The 20454-nt window shown below is 64.3% G+C and carries 14 protein-coding genes; 11 read left to right on the forward strand and 3 right to left on the reverse strand.

All coding sequences use genetic code 11. The features are described from left to right. The coding region (locus tag QMZ05_RS31425) for a filamentous hemagglutinin family protein (protein WP_353704280.1) at positions 1–6173 on the forward strand (6173 nt) is incomplete at its 5' end. 434 nt (positions 6174–6607) lie between these two features. Here QMZ05_RS31425 and QMZ05_RS31430 read toward each other — a convergent pair. Next, positions 6608–7207, reverse strand: a complete 600-nt coding sequence (locus QMZ05_RS31430) for an ANTAR domain-containing protein (protein ID WP_353704281.1) — start codon at positions 7205–7207, stop codon at positions 6608–6610. After that, positions 7204–8367 (reverse strand): transporter substrate-binding domain-containing protein, encoded by a 1164-nt coding sequence (locus tag QMZ05_RS31435; protein ID WP_353704282.1) that lies wholly within the window; start codon positions 8365–8367, stop codon positions 7204–7206. The genes QMZ05_RS31430 and QMZ05_RS31435 overlap by 4 nt, the downstream gene beginning before the upstream one ends. Before the next feature lie 432 nt (positions 8368–8799). Between QMZ05_RS31435 and QMZ05_RS31440 the strand changes: the two genes are divergently transcribed. From QMZ05_RS31440 to QMZ05_RS31480, 9 genes are all read left to right on the forward strand, one after another. Beyond that, on the forward strand, positions 8800–10200 hold the full coding sequence (locus tag QMZ05_RS31440; protein WP_353704283.1) for an amidase: 1401 nt from the start codon (positions 8800–8802) through the stop codon (positions 10198–10200). An 18-nt stretch (positions 10201–10218) separates the two neighbouring features. Continuing rightward, positions 10219–11214, forward strand: a complete 996-nt coding sequence (locus QMZ05_RS31445; protein ID WP_353704284.1) for an acetamidase/formamidase family protein — start codon at positions 10219–10221, stop codon at positions 11212–11214. A 78-nt stretch (positions 11215–11292) separates the two neighbouring features. Then, a complete protein-coding gene (locus tag QMZ05_RS31450; protein WP_353704298.1) occupies positions 11293–12489 on the forward strand; it encodes an urea ABC transporter substrate-binding protein in 1197 nt (398 codons plus the stop codon). 89 nt (positions 12490–12578) lie between these two features. Then, positions 12579–13445: a branched-chain amino acid ABC transporter permease gene (locus tag QMZ05_RS31455; protein WP_353704285.1), complete on the forward strand. Its 867-nt coding sequence runs from the start codon at positions 12579–12581 to the stop codon at positions 13443–13445. Positions 13446–13458: 13 nt separating this feature from the next. After that, complete coding sequence (locus QMZ05_RS31460; RefSeq protein WP_353704286.1) at positions 13459–14532, forward strand: branched-chain amino acid ABC transporter permease; 1074 nt, start codon at positions 13459–13461, stop codon at positions 14530–14532. Positions 14533–14535: 3 nt separating this feature from the next. Then, a complete protein-coding gene (locus QMZ05_RS31465; protein ID WP_353704287.1) occupies positions 14536–15255 on the forward strand; it encodes an ABC transporter ATP-binding protein in 720 nt (239 codons plus the stop codon). After that, positions 15245–15955, forward strand: coding sequence for an ABC transporter ATP-binding protein (locus QMZ05_RS31470; protein ID WP_353704288.1), 711 nt, complete (start codon positions 15245–15247; stop codon positions 15953–15955). Before QMZ05_RS31465 ends, QMZ05_RS31470 begins: the two co-directional genes overlap by 11 nt. A 60-nt stretch (positions 15956–16015) precedes the next feature. After that, positions 16016–16777, forward strand: a complete 762-nt coding sequence (locus tag QMZ05_RS31475) for an SDR family NAD(P)-dependent oxidoreductase (protein WP_353704289.1) — start codon at positions 16016–16018, stop codon at positions 16775–16777. 86 nt (positions 16778–16863) lie between these two features. Next, on the forward strand, positions 16864–18267 hold the full coding sequence (locus tag QMZ05_RS31480) for an amidase (RefSeq protein ID WP_353704290.1): 1404 nt from the start codon (positions 16864–16866) through the stop codon (positions 18265–18267). 16 nt (positions 18268–18283) lie between these two features. Here the strand turns inward: QMZ05_RS31480 and QMZ05_RS31485 are convergent, their stop codons facing one another. Then, a complete protein-coding gene (locus QMZ05_RS31485; protein WP_353704291.1) occupies positions 18284–19486 on the reverse strand; it encodes a serine hydrolase in 1203 nt (400 codons plus the stop codon). A gap of 222 nt (positions 19487–19708) precedes the next feature. Between QMZ05_RS31485 and QMZ05_RS31490 the strand changes: the two genes are divergently transcribed. Next, positions 19709–20383: a LuxR C-terminal-related transcriptional regulator gene (locus QMZ05_RS31490; protein WP_279704720.1), complete on the forward strand. Its 675-nt coding sequence runs from the start codon at positions 19709–19711 to the stop codon at positions 20381–20383. Positions 20384–20454: the final 71 nt, after the last annotated feature.

The following is a 20454-nucleotide window of genomic DNA, read 5'->3' on the forward strand; positions in this document are numbered from 1 at the left end:
CTTACGCACAGGACGGCGTTCCCGGCGCAGGCGCGCAAATCTCTTTTGACGGACAAGCGACCGTCAATCTCCTCGATGGCGCCAGCATCCGCGCCGGACAGGTCTTCCTGATCGGCAAGTCGGTCAACATGGCCGGCGGCGCAACCATCGATACGCGCGGATTGAGCAGCAATGCGGTCGATTCCACGCTCGGCTACACCTATAGCAACGTGAACCCCACGTCGCCCAGTGCAACTGGTGACAGGCCGGCCGTGCTCGCGGTCGCGAATGGCTGGTTCCAATTTCTGGACGCCGTTGGAACCGGAAGCATCAGCGTCGCCAGTGGTGCCTCGCTGCTCACCGACGGCAGTGTTGTGCTGGCCGCGCCGGGCGGGCTTGCGATGGGTGACGTCAATTTCGGCGCGCGCTATCTGAACGTGACGCAGGAGCGCGTCAACGTCGGCACCGAGGCCGCCCTGGCGGCGGCGCAGGCTCCCGGCCAGCTTCCATCGGGATGGAATCTGTCTCAGAGCGTGCTCGACAAGCTATTGCGGCCGTCGACGAGCGCGGGCAGCCCCGCGCTCGAACAACTTATCATCACGGCGAGCGGCTCCTTCAATCTGATCGGCAGTGCCAGTCTGGACACCACGCGCCAAGGTGCGTCCTCCTCCGATGCGCTCAAATTCGTTCTCAATACGCCGGCCATCTATGGTCTCGGCTCGGCAAGCGACACGGCGAGCATCACCGCGGATACTCTGATCTGGAACGGCATCCGCAGTGGAAACGGCTCCACCTCAAGCCCCTATGGCAGCCAGCCGCCGGCCAGTGTCCTGCCCGGCGGGCCCGGCACGGGATCCGGGCATCTCGCCATCACGGCTAATGAGATATTGTTCGGCTATGACGCTGCGCACAGCAAGCCGACCGATGGCGCAACGCTGAACCGTTTCGTGCTTGGTTTCTCCGATGTCGCTCTGACGGCGACCAAGCGCGTCACGGCGAATAGTAACGGCGCCTTGAAGGTCGGTCTCAGCCAGGACAGCAACGGCGCCTTGCAGGGCGGCGCGCTCACGATTGCGACCCCGATGATCACGGCGAGCAATGGGTCCAGGCTCGATGTGAGCGCAGGCGCAGCGTTGCGTCTGGTCGCGCCGGGAGGGGCCGCTCCCGCCGACACGCGTGGCGTGACGGATCTCGGCGGCACGCTCTCTTTCACCGGCGACAGCGTGTTTGTCGACACCGCCTTCGCCTTGCCCTCCGGCAAGCTGACGCTGAATGCGACGCACGACGTCGTGCTCGGCGGAAACGCGATGATCGACCTGTCGGGTCGCGGTATCGCCTTCTTCGACGTCACCAAGTTCAGCTGGGGCGGCGACCTCATCCTGAGTTCCAGTAGCGGCGATATCGTCCAGAACGCGGGTTCGGTGATCGACGTCTCGGCCGTGAACAATGCGGCGGGCTTGATCTCGGCCAAGGCGATCGACGCCGCGCATGGGCAGGTCTCGTTCGGGGGTACGCTCAAGGGATCGTCGACCGGCGATTACGACAGCGGGCAGTTCACGGTCGTGGCGCAGAATTTCGGCGATTTCGCCGCGCTGAATGCCAAGCTCAATGATGCCGGTCTGTTCGGCGCCCGCAGCTTCGATCTGCGCCAGGGCAGTCTCGTCGTCGGCGACGGTGTCAAGGCACGTTATGTGACGGTCTCGGTCGATCAGGGCAGCCTCACGGTCGACGGCAGGATCGACGCCAGCGGCGCGAGGCCCGGTACCATCCGCCTGTCGGCGCGCGACGATCTCAGGCTCACCTCGAATGCCGTGCTCGATGCCCATGGCAAAGTGCTGCAGACCGACTCTTACGGTGCCCCGATCGAGGCCAACAACACCGCGCACGTCGAGCTCACCACCACGCGCGGCACCATGGTGCTGGCCGCGGGCGCGACCATCGACATGAGCTCGCCGGACGGCGTGGCGCGCGGCAAGCTCGCGCTCAATGCGCCGCGCCGGGGCGGCACCGGCGGCGACGGTGCGGGCGCCAATGATATCGCGGTCGATGCGCGCGGCCCGCTCGATATTCGCGGCGCCGGCAGCATCGCGGTGAACGGCTTCCGCAGCTACGACCTTCCGGGCGGCAGCGTCATCGACCAAGCCTACCTTGACGGCCTCAATGCCGACAGTGCGGCATTCATCAATGCCGCGCTTCAGAATGGCGACTTGCGGAACCGCCTGGCCGGGCTCGCGGCCTATGGCTCGGCTTTCCATCTGCGGCCGGGCGTTGCCATCACCTCGGATGGCGATCTCTCGACCAAGGGCGATCTCGATTTCTCCGGCTATCGCTACGGACCAGGCGCCGATCCGGCCGTGCTGGGCTCCGGCGAACCGGGAGTCCTCGTCGTCCGCGCGGCCGGCGATCTCAAGATCAACGGCAGCATCAACGACGGCTTCGCACCGCCACCGGCGTCACCAGATGCGGTGACCGTGCTTGCCTCCGGCACCCTGTCGGCCGACTACACGGTCAAGACGGGTGGAGTGATCCTCGGCAATGGTTCGACCATTTCGAGCGACGGCACAATCAATATGGCGCTGCAACTCGACAACGGAAGCATCACGGAGAGCCCGAGCGCCGCAAATCCGCTTCCCGTCGCAATCACGTTGGCGGAGGACTTCACGGTGAGAGGACCACCTGTTCAAACCAGGAAGCTGAATGGCGGACACATCATCACACCGGACATGACCTACAATCCGGGCGATACGATTCTGCGCAACACGGTATTTCCGGCCGGCACCGTGTTCGAGAAGGGCGTCTATTTTACAGGGCCGATCTTCATCAATAGCTTCAACAGTCTGGCGCTTCAGCCTGTGAATCTGCCGGCGGGGATCAGTCTTGTCCTGTTTGGGGGATACACGTTTAGCGCCGATACGCTGCTGCCCAAGGGTACGGTGCTGCCGGCCGGCATGACGAACATCAATCTGATCGGACCGGGCGATCGCCAGGTCTGGCCGACCGCCCCCATGCTCGCGGCGGGTACGCAATCCTGGTCGATGCGACTGGTGGGCGGCGCGGATCTTGCGAGCGCCGACAGCCGGATGCTGCGGACGGCCGACGCGCTTGCCGGTTCAGGCAACGTGGTGCTGAACGATCCGTTCACCGTCACCATCAACAAGCCGACGACACCAGGCGTCAGCGTCGTGCGCACCGGCACCGGCGATCTCGAGATTCTCGCCGGCGGCAACTTCGATCAGATGACGCCGTTCGGCGTCTATACGGCCGGCACCGCGATCAGGGAGACCGGGACGGCAGCGAATGATCCTTACAACCTCGACCGAGGCAAATTGGCCGACGGCACGGTGCTGGGATCGGCGAACACGAACTACGAACCGACGCTCGGCGCGGAGCGCATGTACTACCCCGAGCATGGCGGCGATTTCCTGCTTGTCGCGCAAGCCGATGTCAAAGGCACGCTGGCGAACCGCGGGACCGAAATCGGAAGCTGGCTGTGGCGCCAGGGCGGTTCGGAGATCGGTCAGCGGACCGCCTGGGGCATCAACTTCGGCAGCTATACGTACAGTCCAACCCTCAAGGACAATGGAATGTCCTTCAACCTCTCCGCCTTCTCCGGCCTCGGTACGCTTGGCGGCGGCAATGTCACGTTGCAGGCCGGCGGCACGATTGGTGACGCGGGCCGTGGTGTGATCGTCGCTGTCGGCGGCAGCGGCCGTGTGATGGGCGATGGCAGCCTGGTGCAGACCGGCGGCGGCACGCTGTCGGTGAAAGCTGGCGATATCGGCACCGGCGGCAATCAATTCGTCAATCTGCGCGGTGCCATGGATGTCGCGACGGGCGATTTCGGCAGCATGGTCGCGAGCAACATCCGCAATGATTTTGGCACAGACCCGCGGCCGATCAATCCGCTGACGTCCTATTCGATGACCACGGTCGGCGGCGGGGACTTCGCGCCAGGCGACAGCGTGATCAACATTCGCGCACGCGGCGATCTGGCTGTCGGAAACATTCTCGATCCGGGCCGGGTCGGCGTCACTGGCGTGACGGCCGCCAACAACGGCAGCACGAGCGGCCAGGGCGCCAGCTGGTTCACGCTGTGGACGGGGGAAACCGCCGTCAACATGTTCGCCGCGGGCGGTTCGCTCGCGCCGGGCAGTGCGCCACTCGGCTTCCCGTTCCTGCCTTCGACCGTGCGGGCGATCGCCGCGAACGGCAACATCTACAATTCGTTGGGTGGAATGCTGCTGCCGTCGGAGAACGGCGCGTTCGAGATGCTGGCGGAAGGATCGATCTTCAGCACCACGAACGCCATCGGAGCGTCGATGGCGCCGACATCGGCTCTCGCAACACCATTCCACCCTGCTTGGGCGATCTCGATCGACCAACCGGGGGGACAGCTCGTCACGGCCTCGAATTATTGGGGCAATTATGCTCTGGTGAACGACCTGCTTGCAGGACTCCCTGTCTACTCCTATGAAACGGGCGGGTACCCCTTTGCCTTTGGCGCGAACACGGCGAAGGATAACCCTGCGCCAATCCAGGGCGACCCGGCACGCATCTATGCGGTGAACGGCGATATCACCGGGATTACCTATGGGCAGATCATTACGGTGCAGAAGACCACTGACGGCGTTGCCTCCAGCGACGTTTATTATCAGGCGGCAGGACCGCTGCGGATGCTTGCTGGCGGTGACATCGTCAATACAAAGGGCCTGATCCTCCACGACGATCCCAATGATGTGTCCACCATCGCGGCCGGTGGCAGTGACATTTTTGCAGGCTGGCCCGGAGCCAACCCTGGTGCAAGCGGAGGCTGGGCGATTGCCGGCCCCGGCACGCTCGAGATCACGGCGGCCAAGAACATCTATCAGGGGTCGATTGCGACGGTCGAAAGCATCGGGGCGCTGGCCGCCGGCGACAAGCGGCCGGGTGCAAATGTGGTGATGCAGGCCGGCGTCGGCGCAGGCGAAATCGGTGTTGGTCAAGTCGACTGGACCGGTTTTGCCAGGCTCTATCTCGACCCGAACAATCTCGCGAGTGCCGGGCCGCTCGCCGACCAGCATGGCAAGGTGGCGAAGACCTACGGTGATGAGCTTTACGACTGGCTGACGGAGCGCTTCGGCTATCGCGGGGCCAAGGCCGATGCGCTCGGTTACTTCTTCACGCTGCCGGATGCACAGCAGCGTTTCTTCCTGCGGCAGGTCTACTATGCCGAGCTGACCGCGGGCGGACGCGAATACACCGATACGAACGGCCCGCGCACCGCTTCCTATCTGCGCGGGCGCGAGGCGATCGCGGCGCTGTTCCCGCATGATGGGGCCTATCGCGGCGATATCACGATGTTCACCGCGGCGTCTGGTGCGGGTGTGAACTACGCCATTCGAAGCGGCTTCGTGCACACCGATTTCGGCGGCGACATCCAGTTCCTGACCCCGGGCGGCGGCGTCACGATCGGGACCGAGGGGCTGCTGCCGGGCGCCGATGCCGGCCTCATCACGCAGGGCGCCGGCAACATCCAGATCTATTCGCAGAACAGCGTGCTGATGGGCCTGTCGCGCATCATGACGACGTTCGGCGGCAATATCGTGATCTGGTCGGCGGGAGGCGACATCAACGCCGGCCGCGGCGCCAAGACCACGGTGATCTATACGCCGCCCAAACGCGCCTACGACAGCTACGGCAATATCACGATATCGCCGGTGGTGCCGTCGAGCGGCGCCGGCATCGCAACGCTGCAACCGATCCCGGAGGTGCCGCGCGGCACGGTCGATCTGATCGCGCCGCTCGGTACCGTCGATGCGGGCGAGGCGGGTATCCGCGCGTCGAGCTTCGTCAACATCGCTGCGCTGCATATCGTCAACGCTGCCAACATCCAGGCGCAGGGCGGCGTGATCGGCGTGCCGGTGGTCCAGGCGCCCAACATGGGCGCCTTGAGCGAAGCCTCGAACACGGCGGGGGCCGCTGCCAAGCAAGCCGAGGTGCCGCCGCAACGCGCCAACGATCAGCCCTCCGTCATCATCGTCGAAGTGCTCGGCTACGGCGGGGGCGACGGCGGCGATGAGCCGAAGCGGCGCGGCAACGACAAGCAAAGCCAATACGATCCGAACAGTGCCTTTCAGTTGATCGGCGATGGCCAGTTGAGCGCGGAGCAGATGAAGAAGCTGACGCCGGAAGAGCGGCGGCAGGTTGTGAACTAAAGCATGATGAGATTAGGTTGAACTGGAACGGCGTCGGACGTTCACCTCTCCCTTGGGAGAGGTCGATTTGCGCAGCAAATCGGGTGAGGGTTACAGTCTATCGAGAGGTCAAGAGCCCTCACCCGGATTGCTCCCGGACGATGCTTCGCATCGCCGAGCGCAATCCGACCTCTCCCCAACGGGGAGAGGTGAACCGAGATCGCGACAAGCCGATTCAACCAGAACTCATCCCGCTTTAACGCGCGATGACTTGTCTCTGAATCGAGCAGGCTCCGCTTCACCTCGCCCCGCATTTGCGGGCGAGCGGGCTTGCGCGATTTCGGAATATTGGAAATGTACCCCTGAGTTGCCCGACGTGTCAAGCTGCCCTGTCGAACGGCAGCCGCCAGGCCCTTTGCATGGGGTTGTTTTCGCTGTTTTGGTAGCTGCACCGACTAACCGGCCGCCCGGGGCAGGGAGCCCTTCGCGGTGATCTCGGCCGAGAGCTCCTCGATGGTCTTGCGCTGTTCCATGGCGGCCCGCCGGATCAGCGCGAAGGCCGCCGGCTCGGCCAGCGCGTGGGTGTGCATGACCTGAAGGACGGCGGCGAGCACCACGCGGCGCGATCGAAGCCGCTGCTCGAGCTTGACGACCTGCTGCTTCAGCTCGTTGGTGCGTTCGCGTCGTTCGAAGGCCAGCACGAGCGCGGCATAGATGCCGGCCGAGCGCAGCGGCTTGACCAGGAACGAGGCCGGATCGAGGTCGAGCACCAGCTTCAGGCGGCTCGGCGTCTCGGTGCCGAGCAAGGCGATGACCGGGCTGCGCCCCAGCGAGGTGCGCTGCGCTGGTGAGCTGAGCGGCAGGAACTCGTCGTCGATCAGCGCCACGTCCGGCCGGCAGTCGATATTGGCGCCGCCGTCCCAACCGGGCTCCCATGTGACGATGTCGATCCCGAGACGCTCGAACTGGCGCCTGACGATGGTGGCGTCGCGCTCGTCCTTGATGGCGACGAGCGCCTTGCGCCCGCGCAGCGAAAATGACGACGGCTTGCTCATTTCACCACCCGCAGATGCGGCGCATTCGGCAACGTTCCATCCCGTGCGGGGCTGGCGGCGATGTCGAGCTGCGTCAGGTATGGATCCGGTCTGACCGGCGCTTCAGCTTCCCAGAAGATGTCGAACTGTCCATCGGCGTTGGAGACGGCGAGCCGCGGCGTCAGGACGCAGTGGTTGTTGCTGCCGTCGATCCAGACCGGACCTTGCGGCGAATTGTAGCGATGGCCGGCCGCGGCGCGCCGCACCTCGCCGATGTCGGATGTGCCGGCGCGCTGCAATGCGCGGGCCAGCAGATAGACCGCGACATAGGCGGACTGCCCGTCCACGGACGGGCTAGAGTGCTCGCCGTGACGCGCCTTCCAGCGCGCGACGAAGGCCTGGTTCTCGGGCAGGCGAATGCTTTCGAAATAGGCCGACGACGTGATGCACCCGGCCGATGCGGGGCCCGCGATCTTCAGCTCGGGCTCGCACAGGCTGCAGCTCAGCATCGGGATGTCGAGACCCGCAGCAAGGGTCGCCGCATGGAAGGCGCGGATGAAATCATAGCTCGAACTGCCGACCAGCGTGTTGAAGACGACCGGCGGCCGGCGCCGCACGATCTCGTCGACGATGTGCGTGACCGCGCTCTCACCGAGCTCAAGCAGGCGTTCCGCGAGGATCTTTCCCCGCGCCGCCGTCACCAGCTCACGGGTGACGCGATTGGTTTCCCAGGTCCAGACATAGTTGGAGCCGACACAGAAGATCTCGCGCGACAGATTGTCGAGCACGTAACGCACCAGCGGCAGCACGTTGTGATTGGGCGAGGCGCCGACATAGATGACGTTGTCGGAGCATTCGAAGCCCTCGTAGCGCGCCGGATACCAGAGCAGACGGTCGGTGCGCTCGACGATCGGCAGCACCTGCTTGCGCGAGGCCGAAGTGTAGCAGCCGATGATGTGCTCGACCCCGACATTGCGAATGAGGTCGTCGCAGACCGTATGGTATTCCGAAATGATGCCGCGGGGATCGCGGACGTGCGCTGAGATCGCGAAGTCGAACTCGTCCTGCTCGTTGATCTCGTCGACCGCCATCATGGCGCTCTTCAGGATCTCGCGTCCCATGGCCTGATAGGGCCCGTGCTGCGAGCAGATAATGCCAACGGGAATGGACGGCTTTGTCATCGACGACTTTCAGTGCAACTTGCGAAGGAAATCATCTTCGCAGAGGTCGGTGCAAGAGGTCATGCCGTTTTGCTGCGCATGCACCTTGCGAAATTTGTGCAGCCAGCCTCGTTGACAACGCGCTGCACACCTCCTTAGAATTTTCTCCTACAGGGCTTCCTGTCGAACCTTGCGTGCGTCGATCTGGCCGATGACGTCCCGATCGCCGCGCAGAGTGCTCCGTTCGATCACGGTCCCTTGCGATAGATCATAGCCGCGGCATTTGGGCCATTCGTCACCTTCGTTTCGGAGGGGCGGGTGGCTTTTTGCTTTTGCCGCCAAACAAATTGGCGACACGCCCGTGTCGCCAAGCCGGAGGCGCATGCGCGGTGATGGGCAGTGCCTGCGCTTGCGTCGTGCCAAGTGCGGTGCCAAGTGCGGGGATGAGAAACGATGCCGACGACGGATCTTCACTATCTCGGACTGATTGAGGTCGGACAGCAAATCCAGGCCAGCAAGCTCTCGCCGGTCGAGGTGACCAAGGCGATGCTCGGGCGGATCGAGCAGCTCGACGGCAAGCTCAAGAGCTACGCTCATGTGATGGGCGAGGCGGCGCTTGCTGATGCAGCAGCGGCCGAAAAGGAGATCGCGTCCGGCAAGATCAAGGGACCGCTGCACGGCGTGCCGATCGCGGTCAAGGATCTGTGCTGGGCCAAGGGCGCGCCGGCCGCGCACGGCATGACCATTCATAGCGATTTCCGTCCGAACGAGGACGCCACGGTCGTGGCGCGGCTGAAGGATGCCGGCGCCATTATCCTCGGCAAGTTGCAGCAGACCGAGGGCGCCTATGCGGACCATCACCCGAAGATCGATCCGCCGAAGAATCCTTGGAATGCCGATCTGTGGTCCGGCGCGTCCTCGAGCGGTTCCGGCGTCGCCACCGCCGCGGGGCTTTGCTTCGGCTCGCTTGGAACCGATACCGGCGGGTCGATCCGCTTTCCCTCGGCCGCCAACGGCATCACCGGATTGAAGCCGACCTGGGGACGCGTCAGCCGTTACGGCGCGTTCGAACTCGCAGCCACGCTTGACCATATCGGTCCGATGGCGCGCAACGCAGCGGATTGCGGCGCGATGCTCGCCGCGATCGCAGGGCAGGATCCCAAGGACACCACCTCCGTGCCGCTGCCCGTGCCGGATTATCTCGCGGGCCTGACGGGGGATTTGCGCGGCGTGTCGATCGGGGTTGATCGGCGCTGGACCAGCGAGGGCACCGACGAGGCTGCGGGCAAGGTGCTCAGCGACGGCCTGCGCGTCGCGGCCGACCTCGGTGCCAAGATCAAGGAGATCACATTTCCCGATCCGAAGGCCGTCATCGAAGACTGGTTCCCGCTGTGCGGCATCGAGGTGGCCGTTGCGCACGAGGAGACCTATCCCGCGCGCAAGGACGAATACGGTCCGGCGCTGGCGGGCCTGCTCGATCTCGGCCGGGCGCAGTCCGGCATGGACTATCAGAAGATCGTGCTGCGGCGTGAGGCGTTCCGCGGCGCGGTGCGGCTGCTGTTCGAGACGGTCGATCTGATTGCCGTTCCGGCCCAGGCGTTCGCTGCGCCGACATTGGCCAAGATGGCGGCGCTGGGTGAGGACCCGTCGCTGATCACCGGGCTGCTGCGCTTCACCTGTCCGTTCGACATGACCGGCAGCCCGACCGTCACGCTTCCCGGCGGCTTCGCATCGAACGGTGGTCCGGTCGCCTTCCAGTTCGTCGGCCGTCATTTCGACGAAGCAAGTCTCGTTCGTGCGGGCGATGCCTTCCAGCGCGTCACCGACTGGCACAAGCGCCATCCCGCGATCTGAGTTGAGGAGCCCGTTCGCATGACCGAAGATTGGTTGAAGAGTTCCATCATGGCCAAGCGTGCAGTCGCCACGGGCGCCACGGGCACGACCCATAGTCTGACGATCGAGCAGCAGGGCGGTTTCCATTACGTCTATGGACCCTATGCCAAGCCGACCTTGTCGATCGATCCCGGCGGGGTGGTCGTCGTCGAGACCGAAGATGCCTTCGGCGGCGTGCTGACCAGCGAAAGCGACAGCCCGACGGCGAAGCTGAACTTCCCTTATTTGAACCCGCAATGCGGGCCGATCGCGGTGAAGGGTGCCAAGAAGGGCGATTGCCTCGCCGTTTATATCCGCGACGTCGAGACTCGTGGCGCGCAGCCGGCCGGCACCACCTGCATCATTCCGGAGTTCGGCGGCCTGGTCGGCACCGCATCGACGGCACTGCTCAATCCGCCGCTGCCCGAACGCGTCAAGAAGCTGCATGTCGACCGCAACGGCGTGCGCTGGAACGACAAGATCACGCTGCCCTACGAGCCGTTCATCGGTACGATCGGCGTGTCGCCCGAGATCGAGGCGATCTCCTCGCTGCAGCCCGACTACCACGGCGGCAACATGGACCTGCCCGACGTGGCACCGGGTGCGATCATTTATTTCCCGGTGCATGCCGAAGGCGGGCTGCTCTATGTCGGCGACTGCCACGCGACGCAGGGCGATGGTGAGCTCTCGGGTGTTGCGCTCGAGCAGCGCGCGACCGTGACGCTGCAGATCGACTTGATCAAGAACTGGAGCTTTGCCTGGCCGCGGCTCGAGACGCGCGACTTCATCATGACGATCGGCAGTGCGCGTCCGCTCGAGGACGCGGCACGGATCGCCTATCGCGAGCTCGTGCGGTGGATGAGCGCCGATTACGGCTTCGATGAGATCGACGCCTACATGCTGCTCAGCCAGGCCGGCCGCATGCGGCTCGGCAACATGGTCGACCCCAAATACACGATGGGGGCGTCGATCCTGAAGAATTACCTCAAGGCGTGAACTTCCAACAATCATTCAACGACAGGGAACATCGCGATGAATTCGGGGCGAATAGTTGGAATGGCTTTGCTTTGTGCAATGCTTGGAATCGCGGCAATAGGAAGCGCGCAGGCGGCAGAACCGCCGCTGAAGGTCGGCCTGCTGGAGGACGTCTCCGGCGATCTCGCCTTCATGGGCATGCCGAAGCTGCATGGATCGCAGCTGGCGGTCGAGGAGATCAACAAGAGCGGCGGCATTCTCGGACGCCAGATCGAACTGATCCATCTTGATCCGCAGGGCGACAACGCCCGCTATCAGGAGTTCGGCCGGCGGCTGCTCAATCGCGACAAGGTCGATGTGCTGATCGGCGGCATCACCTCAGCCTCGCGCGAGGCGTTGCGTCCGATCGTCGATCGCACCACCACGCCGTATTTCTATACGAACCAGTATGAAGGCGGCGTCTGCGACGCCAGCATGGTCAGCATGGGCGCGGTGCCGGAGCAGCAGTTCTCGACCCTGATCCCCTGGATGGTCGAGAAGTTCGGCAAGAAGGTCTACGTCATCGCGGCCGACTACAATTTCGGCCAGATCTCGGCGGAGTGGAATCGGAAGATCATGAAGGACCTCGGCGGCGAGGTCGTGGGCGAGGAATTCATCCCGCTCGGCGTCTCGCAATTCGCGCAGACGATCCAGAACATCCAGAAGGCGAAGCCGGACTGGCTCTTGACCATCAATGTCGGCGCCGCGCAGGACTCGTTCTTCGAGCAGGCGGCCGCGGCCAATCTCAATCTGCCGATGGGGTCTTCGATCAAGATCATGCTTGGTTTCGAGCACAAGCGGTTCAAGCCGCCGGCGCTCAACAACATGCATGCGACCGCGAACTGGTTCGAGGAGATCGACACGCCCGAAGCCAACGACTTCAAGAAGCGCTGGCACGCCAAGTTCCCGGACGAGCTCTACATCAACGACATGGGCTACAACGCCTACAACGCGCTCTACATGTACAAGGCGCTGGTCGAGAAGGCGAAGTCGACCAAGCTCGAAGACATGCGCAAGGTGATCGCGTCAGGCGATGCCTGCATCGACGCGCCGGAGGGCAAGGTCTGTATCGATCCGAAGAGCCAGCATACCTCGCACCGCATGCGCCTGATCTCGGTCGGGCCCAAGCATGAGGTGACCGTCGAGAAGGACTACGGAACGATCCAGCCGTACTGGCTTGGCGAGATCGGCTGCGATCTCACCAAGAAGAACGACAAGGATCAGTACACCCCGAGTCATCTTCCCAGCAAATCGTGATGCGCGGGCACGAATCTTGCTCGTGTTGATGACGACTTCGAACCGAGACGGCGCCGCAATGATGCGGCGTCGTGATCACGGAGAGCGGAATGTCGGCTGAACTCTTCTCGGTATTCTATCAGTTCGCCGACGTCTTCGCGTTCCTGATCCTGTCCGCGGCGGGGCTTGCCATCGTGTTCGGCATGATGGGCGTCATCAACATGGCGCATGGCGAGTTCATCATGTGCGGCGCCTATGTCACTGTCGGGCTCGTGAATCTCGGCGTGCCGCTGCCGATTGCACAGATCCTGGCCGCGCTGACCGCGGGAGTTATCGGCATGATCGTCGAGTACCTCGTCGTGCGGCGCTTCTACAAACGCCCGCTCGACTCGCTGCTCGCCACCTGGGGCCTCAGCCTGATCGTCACGCAGTCGATGCTGCTGATCGTCGGGTCTGCCGTGCGCGGCATCGGCACGCCGGAAGGAAGCTTCGCGATCGGCGGCTACACGTTCTCGACCTACCGCCTGGTGCTGTTCGGCGCTGCGGTGGCGGTGCTGGCGGGTCTCTACATCATCTTCATGAAAACGCGCTTTGGCGTGATCGCGCGCGCGACGATGCAGAACGCAGCGATGGCGAAGGCGCTCGGCGCGCGCACGGGACGGATCTATTCCATCAGCTTCGGGATCGGCACCGCGCTCGCGGGACTCTGCGGCGCGCTCTACGCGCCGACCATGACGTTGATCCCGACCATGGGGGCAACCTTCGTGGTCGAGAGCTTCGTCACCGTGGTGATCGGCGGCGCCAACGTCCTGCTCGGAACCGCGCCGGCCGCGGTGTTCCTAGCGATGATCCGGATGGCGCTGAATGCGAGCTACGGCCAGATCATCGGGCAGATCGGGATGCTGTTTGCTGTGATCCTGATCATACGTGTGCTGCCTGAAGGGCTATCCAGCGTGCTGGTGCGTCGTGGGCGCTAGACGGGAATTTCTGATGTTGAAGCTGCTCGACGGTCCGCAGACGCTCGGACGCGGCAAGATCTTCTGGTCCTGCTTCCTTGCCGTGCTGGCGGGCGCGCTGATCTATCCGTTGTTCGCCGATTCCTACGACGTCGGCAATTTCGCTTACTTCCTGATCTGGATCTTCATGGCGCTCGGGCTCTGCCTGATGTGGGGCTATGGCGGCATGCTGTCGTTCGGCCAGACCTTCTTCTTCGGCATCGCCGGCTACGGCTATGGCGTGCTCGCCATCAACATGGGCGGCGGAACGGCCACGATCGCCGCGCTTGTCCTCTCGGTTGTCATCGCGATGATCGCGGCCGGGATCCTCGGCTATTTCATGATCTGGGGCGGCATCAGCGGAATCTTCTTCGGCATCGTGACGCTCTCGGCGACGCTGGTGCTCGCCTTCTTTCTCGGACAGACGGCCGGACCCGAATGGCATATCGGCCCGGCGCGGTTGAACGGCTTCAACGGCATGAAGGGAATGGATCCGCTCACGGTCGGCAGCTTCGATATCGAGGGATCGGCGCTCTATTACGTCATGGTCGCGCTGATCGTGATCGTCTACATCGCGCTGCGCATGCTGGTGAACTCGAGCGTCGGCAACGTGATCGTGGCGACGCGGGAAAATCCGCAGCGCGCCGAGATGCTCGGCTACGACGTCCGCAAGTATCAGCTTCTGACCTTCGTGATCGGCAGCGGCCTCGCGGGCCTCAGCGGCGCGCTGTACACGTCCTGGGGCCAGTTCATCACGCCCTCCAGCATCGGCCTGCCGGCGGCGGCGATGCCGATCGTGTGGGTGGCGTTCTCCGGGCGCAACGATCTCACCGCGACCCTGGTCGGCTCGTTCCTGCTGCTGTTCGGCTTCCAGACCATCACGGTGTACAGCCAGCAGGCTGCGCTGGTGCTGATGGGCGTGCTGCTGCTCGCCACCGTGATGCTGGCGCCGCAGGGGTTTGTGCTGGGTATTGGCAAGCTCGTTGTCGACTGGTGGAACCGCCGCCGGCGGCGCGACGAGGCTCCTGCGCTTGCCGATACTGCCCGACTGCAATCGGATGAGACTTGATCCATGGCATTGGTCGATGTGAAAGGCGTCTCCAAGCGTTTCGGTGGATTGACCGCGGTCTCCGACGTCGACCTGACGGTCAATGCCGGCGAAGTCCATTGCCTGATCGGGCCCAACGGCGCCGGCAAGAGCACGCTGTTCAAGCTGATCGTCGGCCTCTATCCGCCCACCACGGGCAGCATCTTCTTCGACTCCGTCGATATCACCGCCGAGCGGCCCTACGCGCGGGTGCAACGTGGCATGAGCATCAAGATGCAGGCGCCGAGCGTGTTCAAGGAACTGCCGGTGCGGCAGAACATCCAGATCGCCCTCCAGGAGCGGCTTTCGGGCGCCGAGCGCATGGAGGAAGAGGAGCGGTTGCTGGCGCTGCTCGATCTGGCCGATGACGGCGGCAAGCTTGCCGGTGCGCTGTCGCATGGCCAGCAGCAATGGCTCGAGATCGGGATGGCGCTGGCGTTGCAGCCGCAACTCCTGCTGCTCGACGAGCCGACCGCAGGCATGTCGCCTGAGGAAACCCACAAGACCGGCGAGCTGATCAAGTCGTTCAACGCCGGGGGCATGACCGTGCTCGTGGTCGAGCACGACATGGCGTTCGTGCGTCAGGTCGCGCAACGCGTCACCGTTCTGCATCTTGGCAAGATCTTCGCGCGCGGCAGCCTCGAGGCCATTCTGGCAGACGAGAAGGTCGCGGAAATCTACCTGGGTAAGACCCATGCCCACTGATCGCATTCTGGACGTTTCGGGACTTTGGGCGGGCTACGGCGCGACGCCGATCCTGCAGGGCGTCAGCATGCAGGTCTCGCGCGGCGAGATCGTCGGCGTGATCGGCCGCAACGGCGTCGGCAAGTCGACGCTGATGCGCTGCCTGATCGGCCTGCTGCAGACCTGGCGCGGCACCATCACTTTCATGGATCAGGACGTCACGCAGCTCGAGGCTGATGCCCGCGCGCGTGCCGGCTTCGGCTACATCCCGCAGGGGCGCGACGTGTTTCCGCAAATGACCGTCGAGGAGAATCTGCAGGTCGGCGAGCTGATCGGCGGGCCGGATGGAAAGAAGCTCCCGGAACTCGTCTACGCGTATTTTCCGCGCCTGAAGGAGCGCCGGCGGCAGATCGCGGGCACCATGTCGGGCGGCGAGCAGCAGCAGCTTGCGATCGGTCGCGCGCTGATCGGCAATCCTTCCTTGATGATCCTCGACGAGCCGTCCGAAGGCATCCAGCCCTCGATCGTGCAGCATATCTGCGAAGCGCTGAAGTCGTTCCGCAGCGAACTCGGAACGACAATCATTTTCGTCGAGCAGAACCTCGACACCATCCTGGCGATCGCGCAGCGCTGCTACATCATGGAGAAGGGCAAGATCACGCGGTCGCTGGCCGGTGAGGAGGTCAACGAAGACAATGTTCGCGCGCAGCTGTTGCTCTGACCGGCTGCGCCGCGTGGTGAAGTGCGGTTTCCATAATCGATAATAACGGAGGGAATGGACATGGATCTGGGACTCAAGGGAGCAAAGGTTCTCGTCACCGGCAGCACCAAGGGCATCGGCAGGGCAATCGCCGACACGTTCGCCGCCGAGGGGGCCAATGTCGGCATTTGCGCGCGCAACCAGGCGGATGTCGAGAGCGCCGTTGCCGCGATCAAGGCCAAGGGCGTTGCGGCGTTCGGCGGTGCGGTCGACGTCGCGAACGGACCGGCGCTGAAGGCCTGGGTCGCCGACATGGCGTCCAAGCTCGGCGGCATCGATGTGGTGGTCGCCAATGTCAGTGCGCTCTCGATCGGCCAGGACGAGGAGAGCTGGGAGAAGGAATTCTCCACCGACATGATGGGAACGGTGCGGCTCGTCAACGCCGCGATGCCCCATCTCGAGAAGAGCAAGGCGGCGGCGATCGTCACCATCTCCAGCGTTTCGGGCCGCGAGGTCGATTTTGCCAGCGGTCCTTACGGGACGTTCAAGGCCGCGATCATCCACTACACGCAGGGGCTCGCCTACCAGCTTGCCGCCAAGGGCATCCGGGCCAATTCGGTGTCGCCGGGCAATACTTATTTCGAGGGCGGCGTCTGGAACATGATCAAGGACGGCAATCCCGAACTGTACAAGTCCGCGCTGGCGCTCAACCCGACCGGCCGCATGGGCACGCCGCAGGAGATGGCGAATGCCGCGGTGTTTCTTGCGAGCAAGGCGGCGAGCTTCATCACGGGGACCAACCTCGTGGTGGACGGAGCGTTGACGCGGGGCGTGCAGTTCTAGGCGCGGCGCGTCGTCAGCACAGTGACGAGACCGCCGCCCGGAGCGGCGGTCCGGGCAGGCATTTTCCGAAAACAGCAGGGCGTCAGATGTCAGCGGATCCATTGCACTACAAGTCGATCACCGAGATCTCCGGGCTCATCCGCCGCGGCGAGGCGAAGTCGTCGGAGATCACGGAGGCGATCCTCGGCCGGATCGCGAAACTGGATGGGCAGTTTCACGGCTACGCGCACGTCCTTGCGGAACGCGCCATGGCCCAGGCGAAACAGCGCGATGCGGAGATCGCCAGGGGCATCTGGCGCGGCCCGCTGCACGGCGTTCCGATCGCCCTGAAGGACCTCTGCTACACGACGTTTGCGCCGACCACGGGCGGCACCACGATCCACGCGAAGTTCGTGCCGTCCTTCAACGCCACGATCGTGGACCGGCTCGAGCTTTCGGGCGCGGTGACGCTCGGCAAGCTCAAGATGACGGAGGGCGCCTACACCAGCCACCATCCTGCAATCGAGGCCCCGCTCAATCCGTGGAATGTGAACTATTGGGTCGGCTCTTCGTCGAGCGGATCGGGTGTCGCGACCTCGGCGGGGCTCTGTTACGGCTCGATCGGAAGCGACACCGGCGGCTCGATCAGGTTTCCGTCGGCAACCTGCGGCTTGACCGGGATCAAGCCGACCTGGGGCCGCGTCAGCCGTCACGGCATCTTCCCGTTGGCGGACTCGCTCGATCACGTCGGGCCGATGTGCCGCAGCGCTGCGGACGCCGCGGCGATGCTTGGTGTCATCGCCGGCGCTGACGCCAATGATCCGACTGCGTTGCGGGCGCCGGTGCCGAACTATCTGGCCGGGGCAGGCGAGGGCATCAGGGGGCTGCGGATCGGCGTTGATCGCAGGTACACCCAGGAGGGTATCGACCGGCAGGTCGTGACCGCCCTGGTGCAAGCCGAGCGCACGCTCGCCGATCTCGGCGCCGACATCCGCGAAGTGCATGTCCCGCCGTACCAGAAGCTCGTCAGCCAGTGGATCGCGATGTGCTCGGTGGAGACGGCAGAGGCGCATCTGGACACTTACCCGTCGCGGAAGTCGGAATACGGGCCGGACCTCGCCCAGCTGATCGAGCAGGGCAGGGCGACGAGCGGCGTCGACATTGCCGCGATCCATCACGAGCGGCTGAAGTTCGGCGGCAGTCTTGCTGCGATGTTCGAGGATATCGATCTCCTCTTGATCCCAACGATGCCGGTGCCGATCCCGACCCTGACCAAGATGAGCGAATACGGCGCCGACCCCAACGTGCTCTTGAACATTCTGCGCTTCACGGCGGTGTTCGACTTCTCGGGCAGCCCGACCATCACGCTGCCGATGGGCATGGCCTCGGACCAGATGCCGCTCAGCATGCAACTGGTCGGTCCGCATCTGTCCGAGGACGTGCTGGTCCGCGCGGGCGCCGCGTTCCAGTCGGTGACGGACTGGCATACGCGGCGGCCTCCTGTCGAATGAGGCCACCGTCGACCGGTCAGGCCTTGCCGGCAAGCCTGGCCGCGATCGCGCGGTAGCCGCGCATCCACATGTGGTCGAGATCGAGGTCCATCGGCAGCGGCTGCGAGGACACGCGCGCGATCACGGTCTCGTTGGCCGGATCGATGTAGATCCATTGGCCGTGGATGCCGACGGCGGCGAACGGCGTTTCGCCGCGGTCGAGCGTGTACCACTTGTTGCGGTAATTGCCGTTTGGGAACACCTTGGTCAGGTCGCCGCGCGACCAGGCCTCGGCATTACCGTTCTGCCTGATGTCGTCGACCCACCAGCCTGGCACCACCTGCCGTCCATTGCTGATGCCGTGATTGCGCATCATCTCGCCGAAGCGGGCGAGGTCGCGCAGTGTCGCGCAGACGCCGCCGGCGACGCGCGCCGCGCCGCGCGAATCGACGGTGATGTAGGCGTCGTGCTCGGCGCCCATCGGCTGCCACAGATAGTGCGAGAGGATCTTCGCATAGGACATGCCGCAGGCGCGCTCATAGACCCAGCCGAGCACGTCGGTGTTGGTCGAGACATAGTGGAAAGTCTCGCCATGCGGCGCGCCGTTCGGCCGCAGCGTACGCAGATAGTCGCGCAGATTGCTCGGCGGAATGCTCGGATCCGGCGGCTCCCAGCCGGTCGAGCGACGGTAGTTCATGATGTCGCCGTCGCGCGCCATGTAGTCCTCGTCGAAGCGGATGCCGACGCTCATGTCGAGCAGGTGGCGCACCGTGCAGCTGCCGCCATAGACCGATCCCTCCATCTCCGGGATATAGCGCGTCACCGGCGCGTCGGAATCGAGCTTGCCGTGATCGGCCAGGATGCCGCCAAGCGTTCCGGCGACCGACTTGCTGACGGAGAAGATCAGGTGTGGCGTATCCGGTGCCAGGCCGTGGGCATACCATTCGAACGCGACCTGGCCGCGATGCGACACCACGATGCCGTCGGTGTGGCTGGCGCGCAGCGCTTGGCCGACGCCCACCGTCTCGCCCCGCGGATTTGCGAAGCTGACGTCGTCGAGATAGCGCGGCGCAAAGGACAGCGGCGTCGGCGTCGGGGCGCGTGCGATGTTCGCGGTCGGCAGCAGTTCGCGGACATTGCGGAATGCCCACTCGTTGAAGGGATGCTGACGCCAGTTGGCGAGCGTGACTTGTTCGTCGGCCGCCGACGGGAAGGCGGCCATGATGCGACGCGAATTCATTCTTGATCCAATGACGACATGGGGAGGTGCGAAAGTTCCGCATGGGTCGCGCCGTCCGCAATCAACCGGATGGTGGAGAGGGGCCTGAGGTTACTCCGGCGTAACCGTTTCCAGGATGTGCGCTTGGCCCGCAAATTGCTTGACTACGCCCTGCGTCTGCCCCAGCGTGCCAGCCATGCGACGCGTAGACGTTCGCCATCGGGAAACATCGGGAGGTAGGTCATGATCGCGCTTCTGGGCCGACCGGATCCGGCAACCACGCAGGCCATTCAGTTCGCGCGCGGGATTCTCGAGGGTTCCGCGACCGCGTTCTACGAGGTCGACGGCAATCTGACCCTCAACCGCTTCGTGCTCTCCAGCAACGTTCCGCCGAGTTTCCACGACCAGTATCTTGCCGGCATGAACCGGCTCGATCCGCTGCATCCGCGCTCCGCGAGCAACCGGTCGATTGCCCGCCTGAGCACAGCGCTCGCCCAATGCGCGTCCCAGGAGGCGGCGACCTACCGCGCCTTCGCCGGCCAATGCGGCGTCGCCGACATGATCGAGTTCTTTTTCCGCCGCAACGACCGGATCGTCGCCGGCATGAGCGTGCTCTGGGCGCCGGGCTGCGCGATCCCCGAAGGCAGCATGCATATTGCCGAGAAGATCCACGACTATCTCGAGTTCAACCTGACCAGCCGCCTGTCGTCGAATCCCGACGAGCCGGCGCGCTACGGCCTGACCTCGCGCGAGATGGAGGTGGTCGAGCTGTTGTGCTGCGGCCGCACCAACCGCGAGATCGGCGAATGCCTGAACATCGGTCTCGCGACGGTGAAGACGCACCTGATCCATATCTTCGAGAAGCTCGGCGTCGAGACGCGGTCGGCCGTGGTGGCGATGATGTCGCGGCCGCATTGAGTGGCGTGAAGCCACGGCTCTCTCCACATGTCGTCCCTGCGAAAGCAGGGACCCATACTCCGCGGCGGCGA

The organism is Bradyrhizobium sp. INPA03-11B (assembly GCF_040446015.1).
Lineage (GTDB): Bacteria > Pseudomonadota > Alphaproteobacteria > Rhizobiales > Xanthobacteraceae > Bradyrhizobium > Bradyrhizobium macuxiense_A.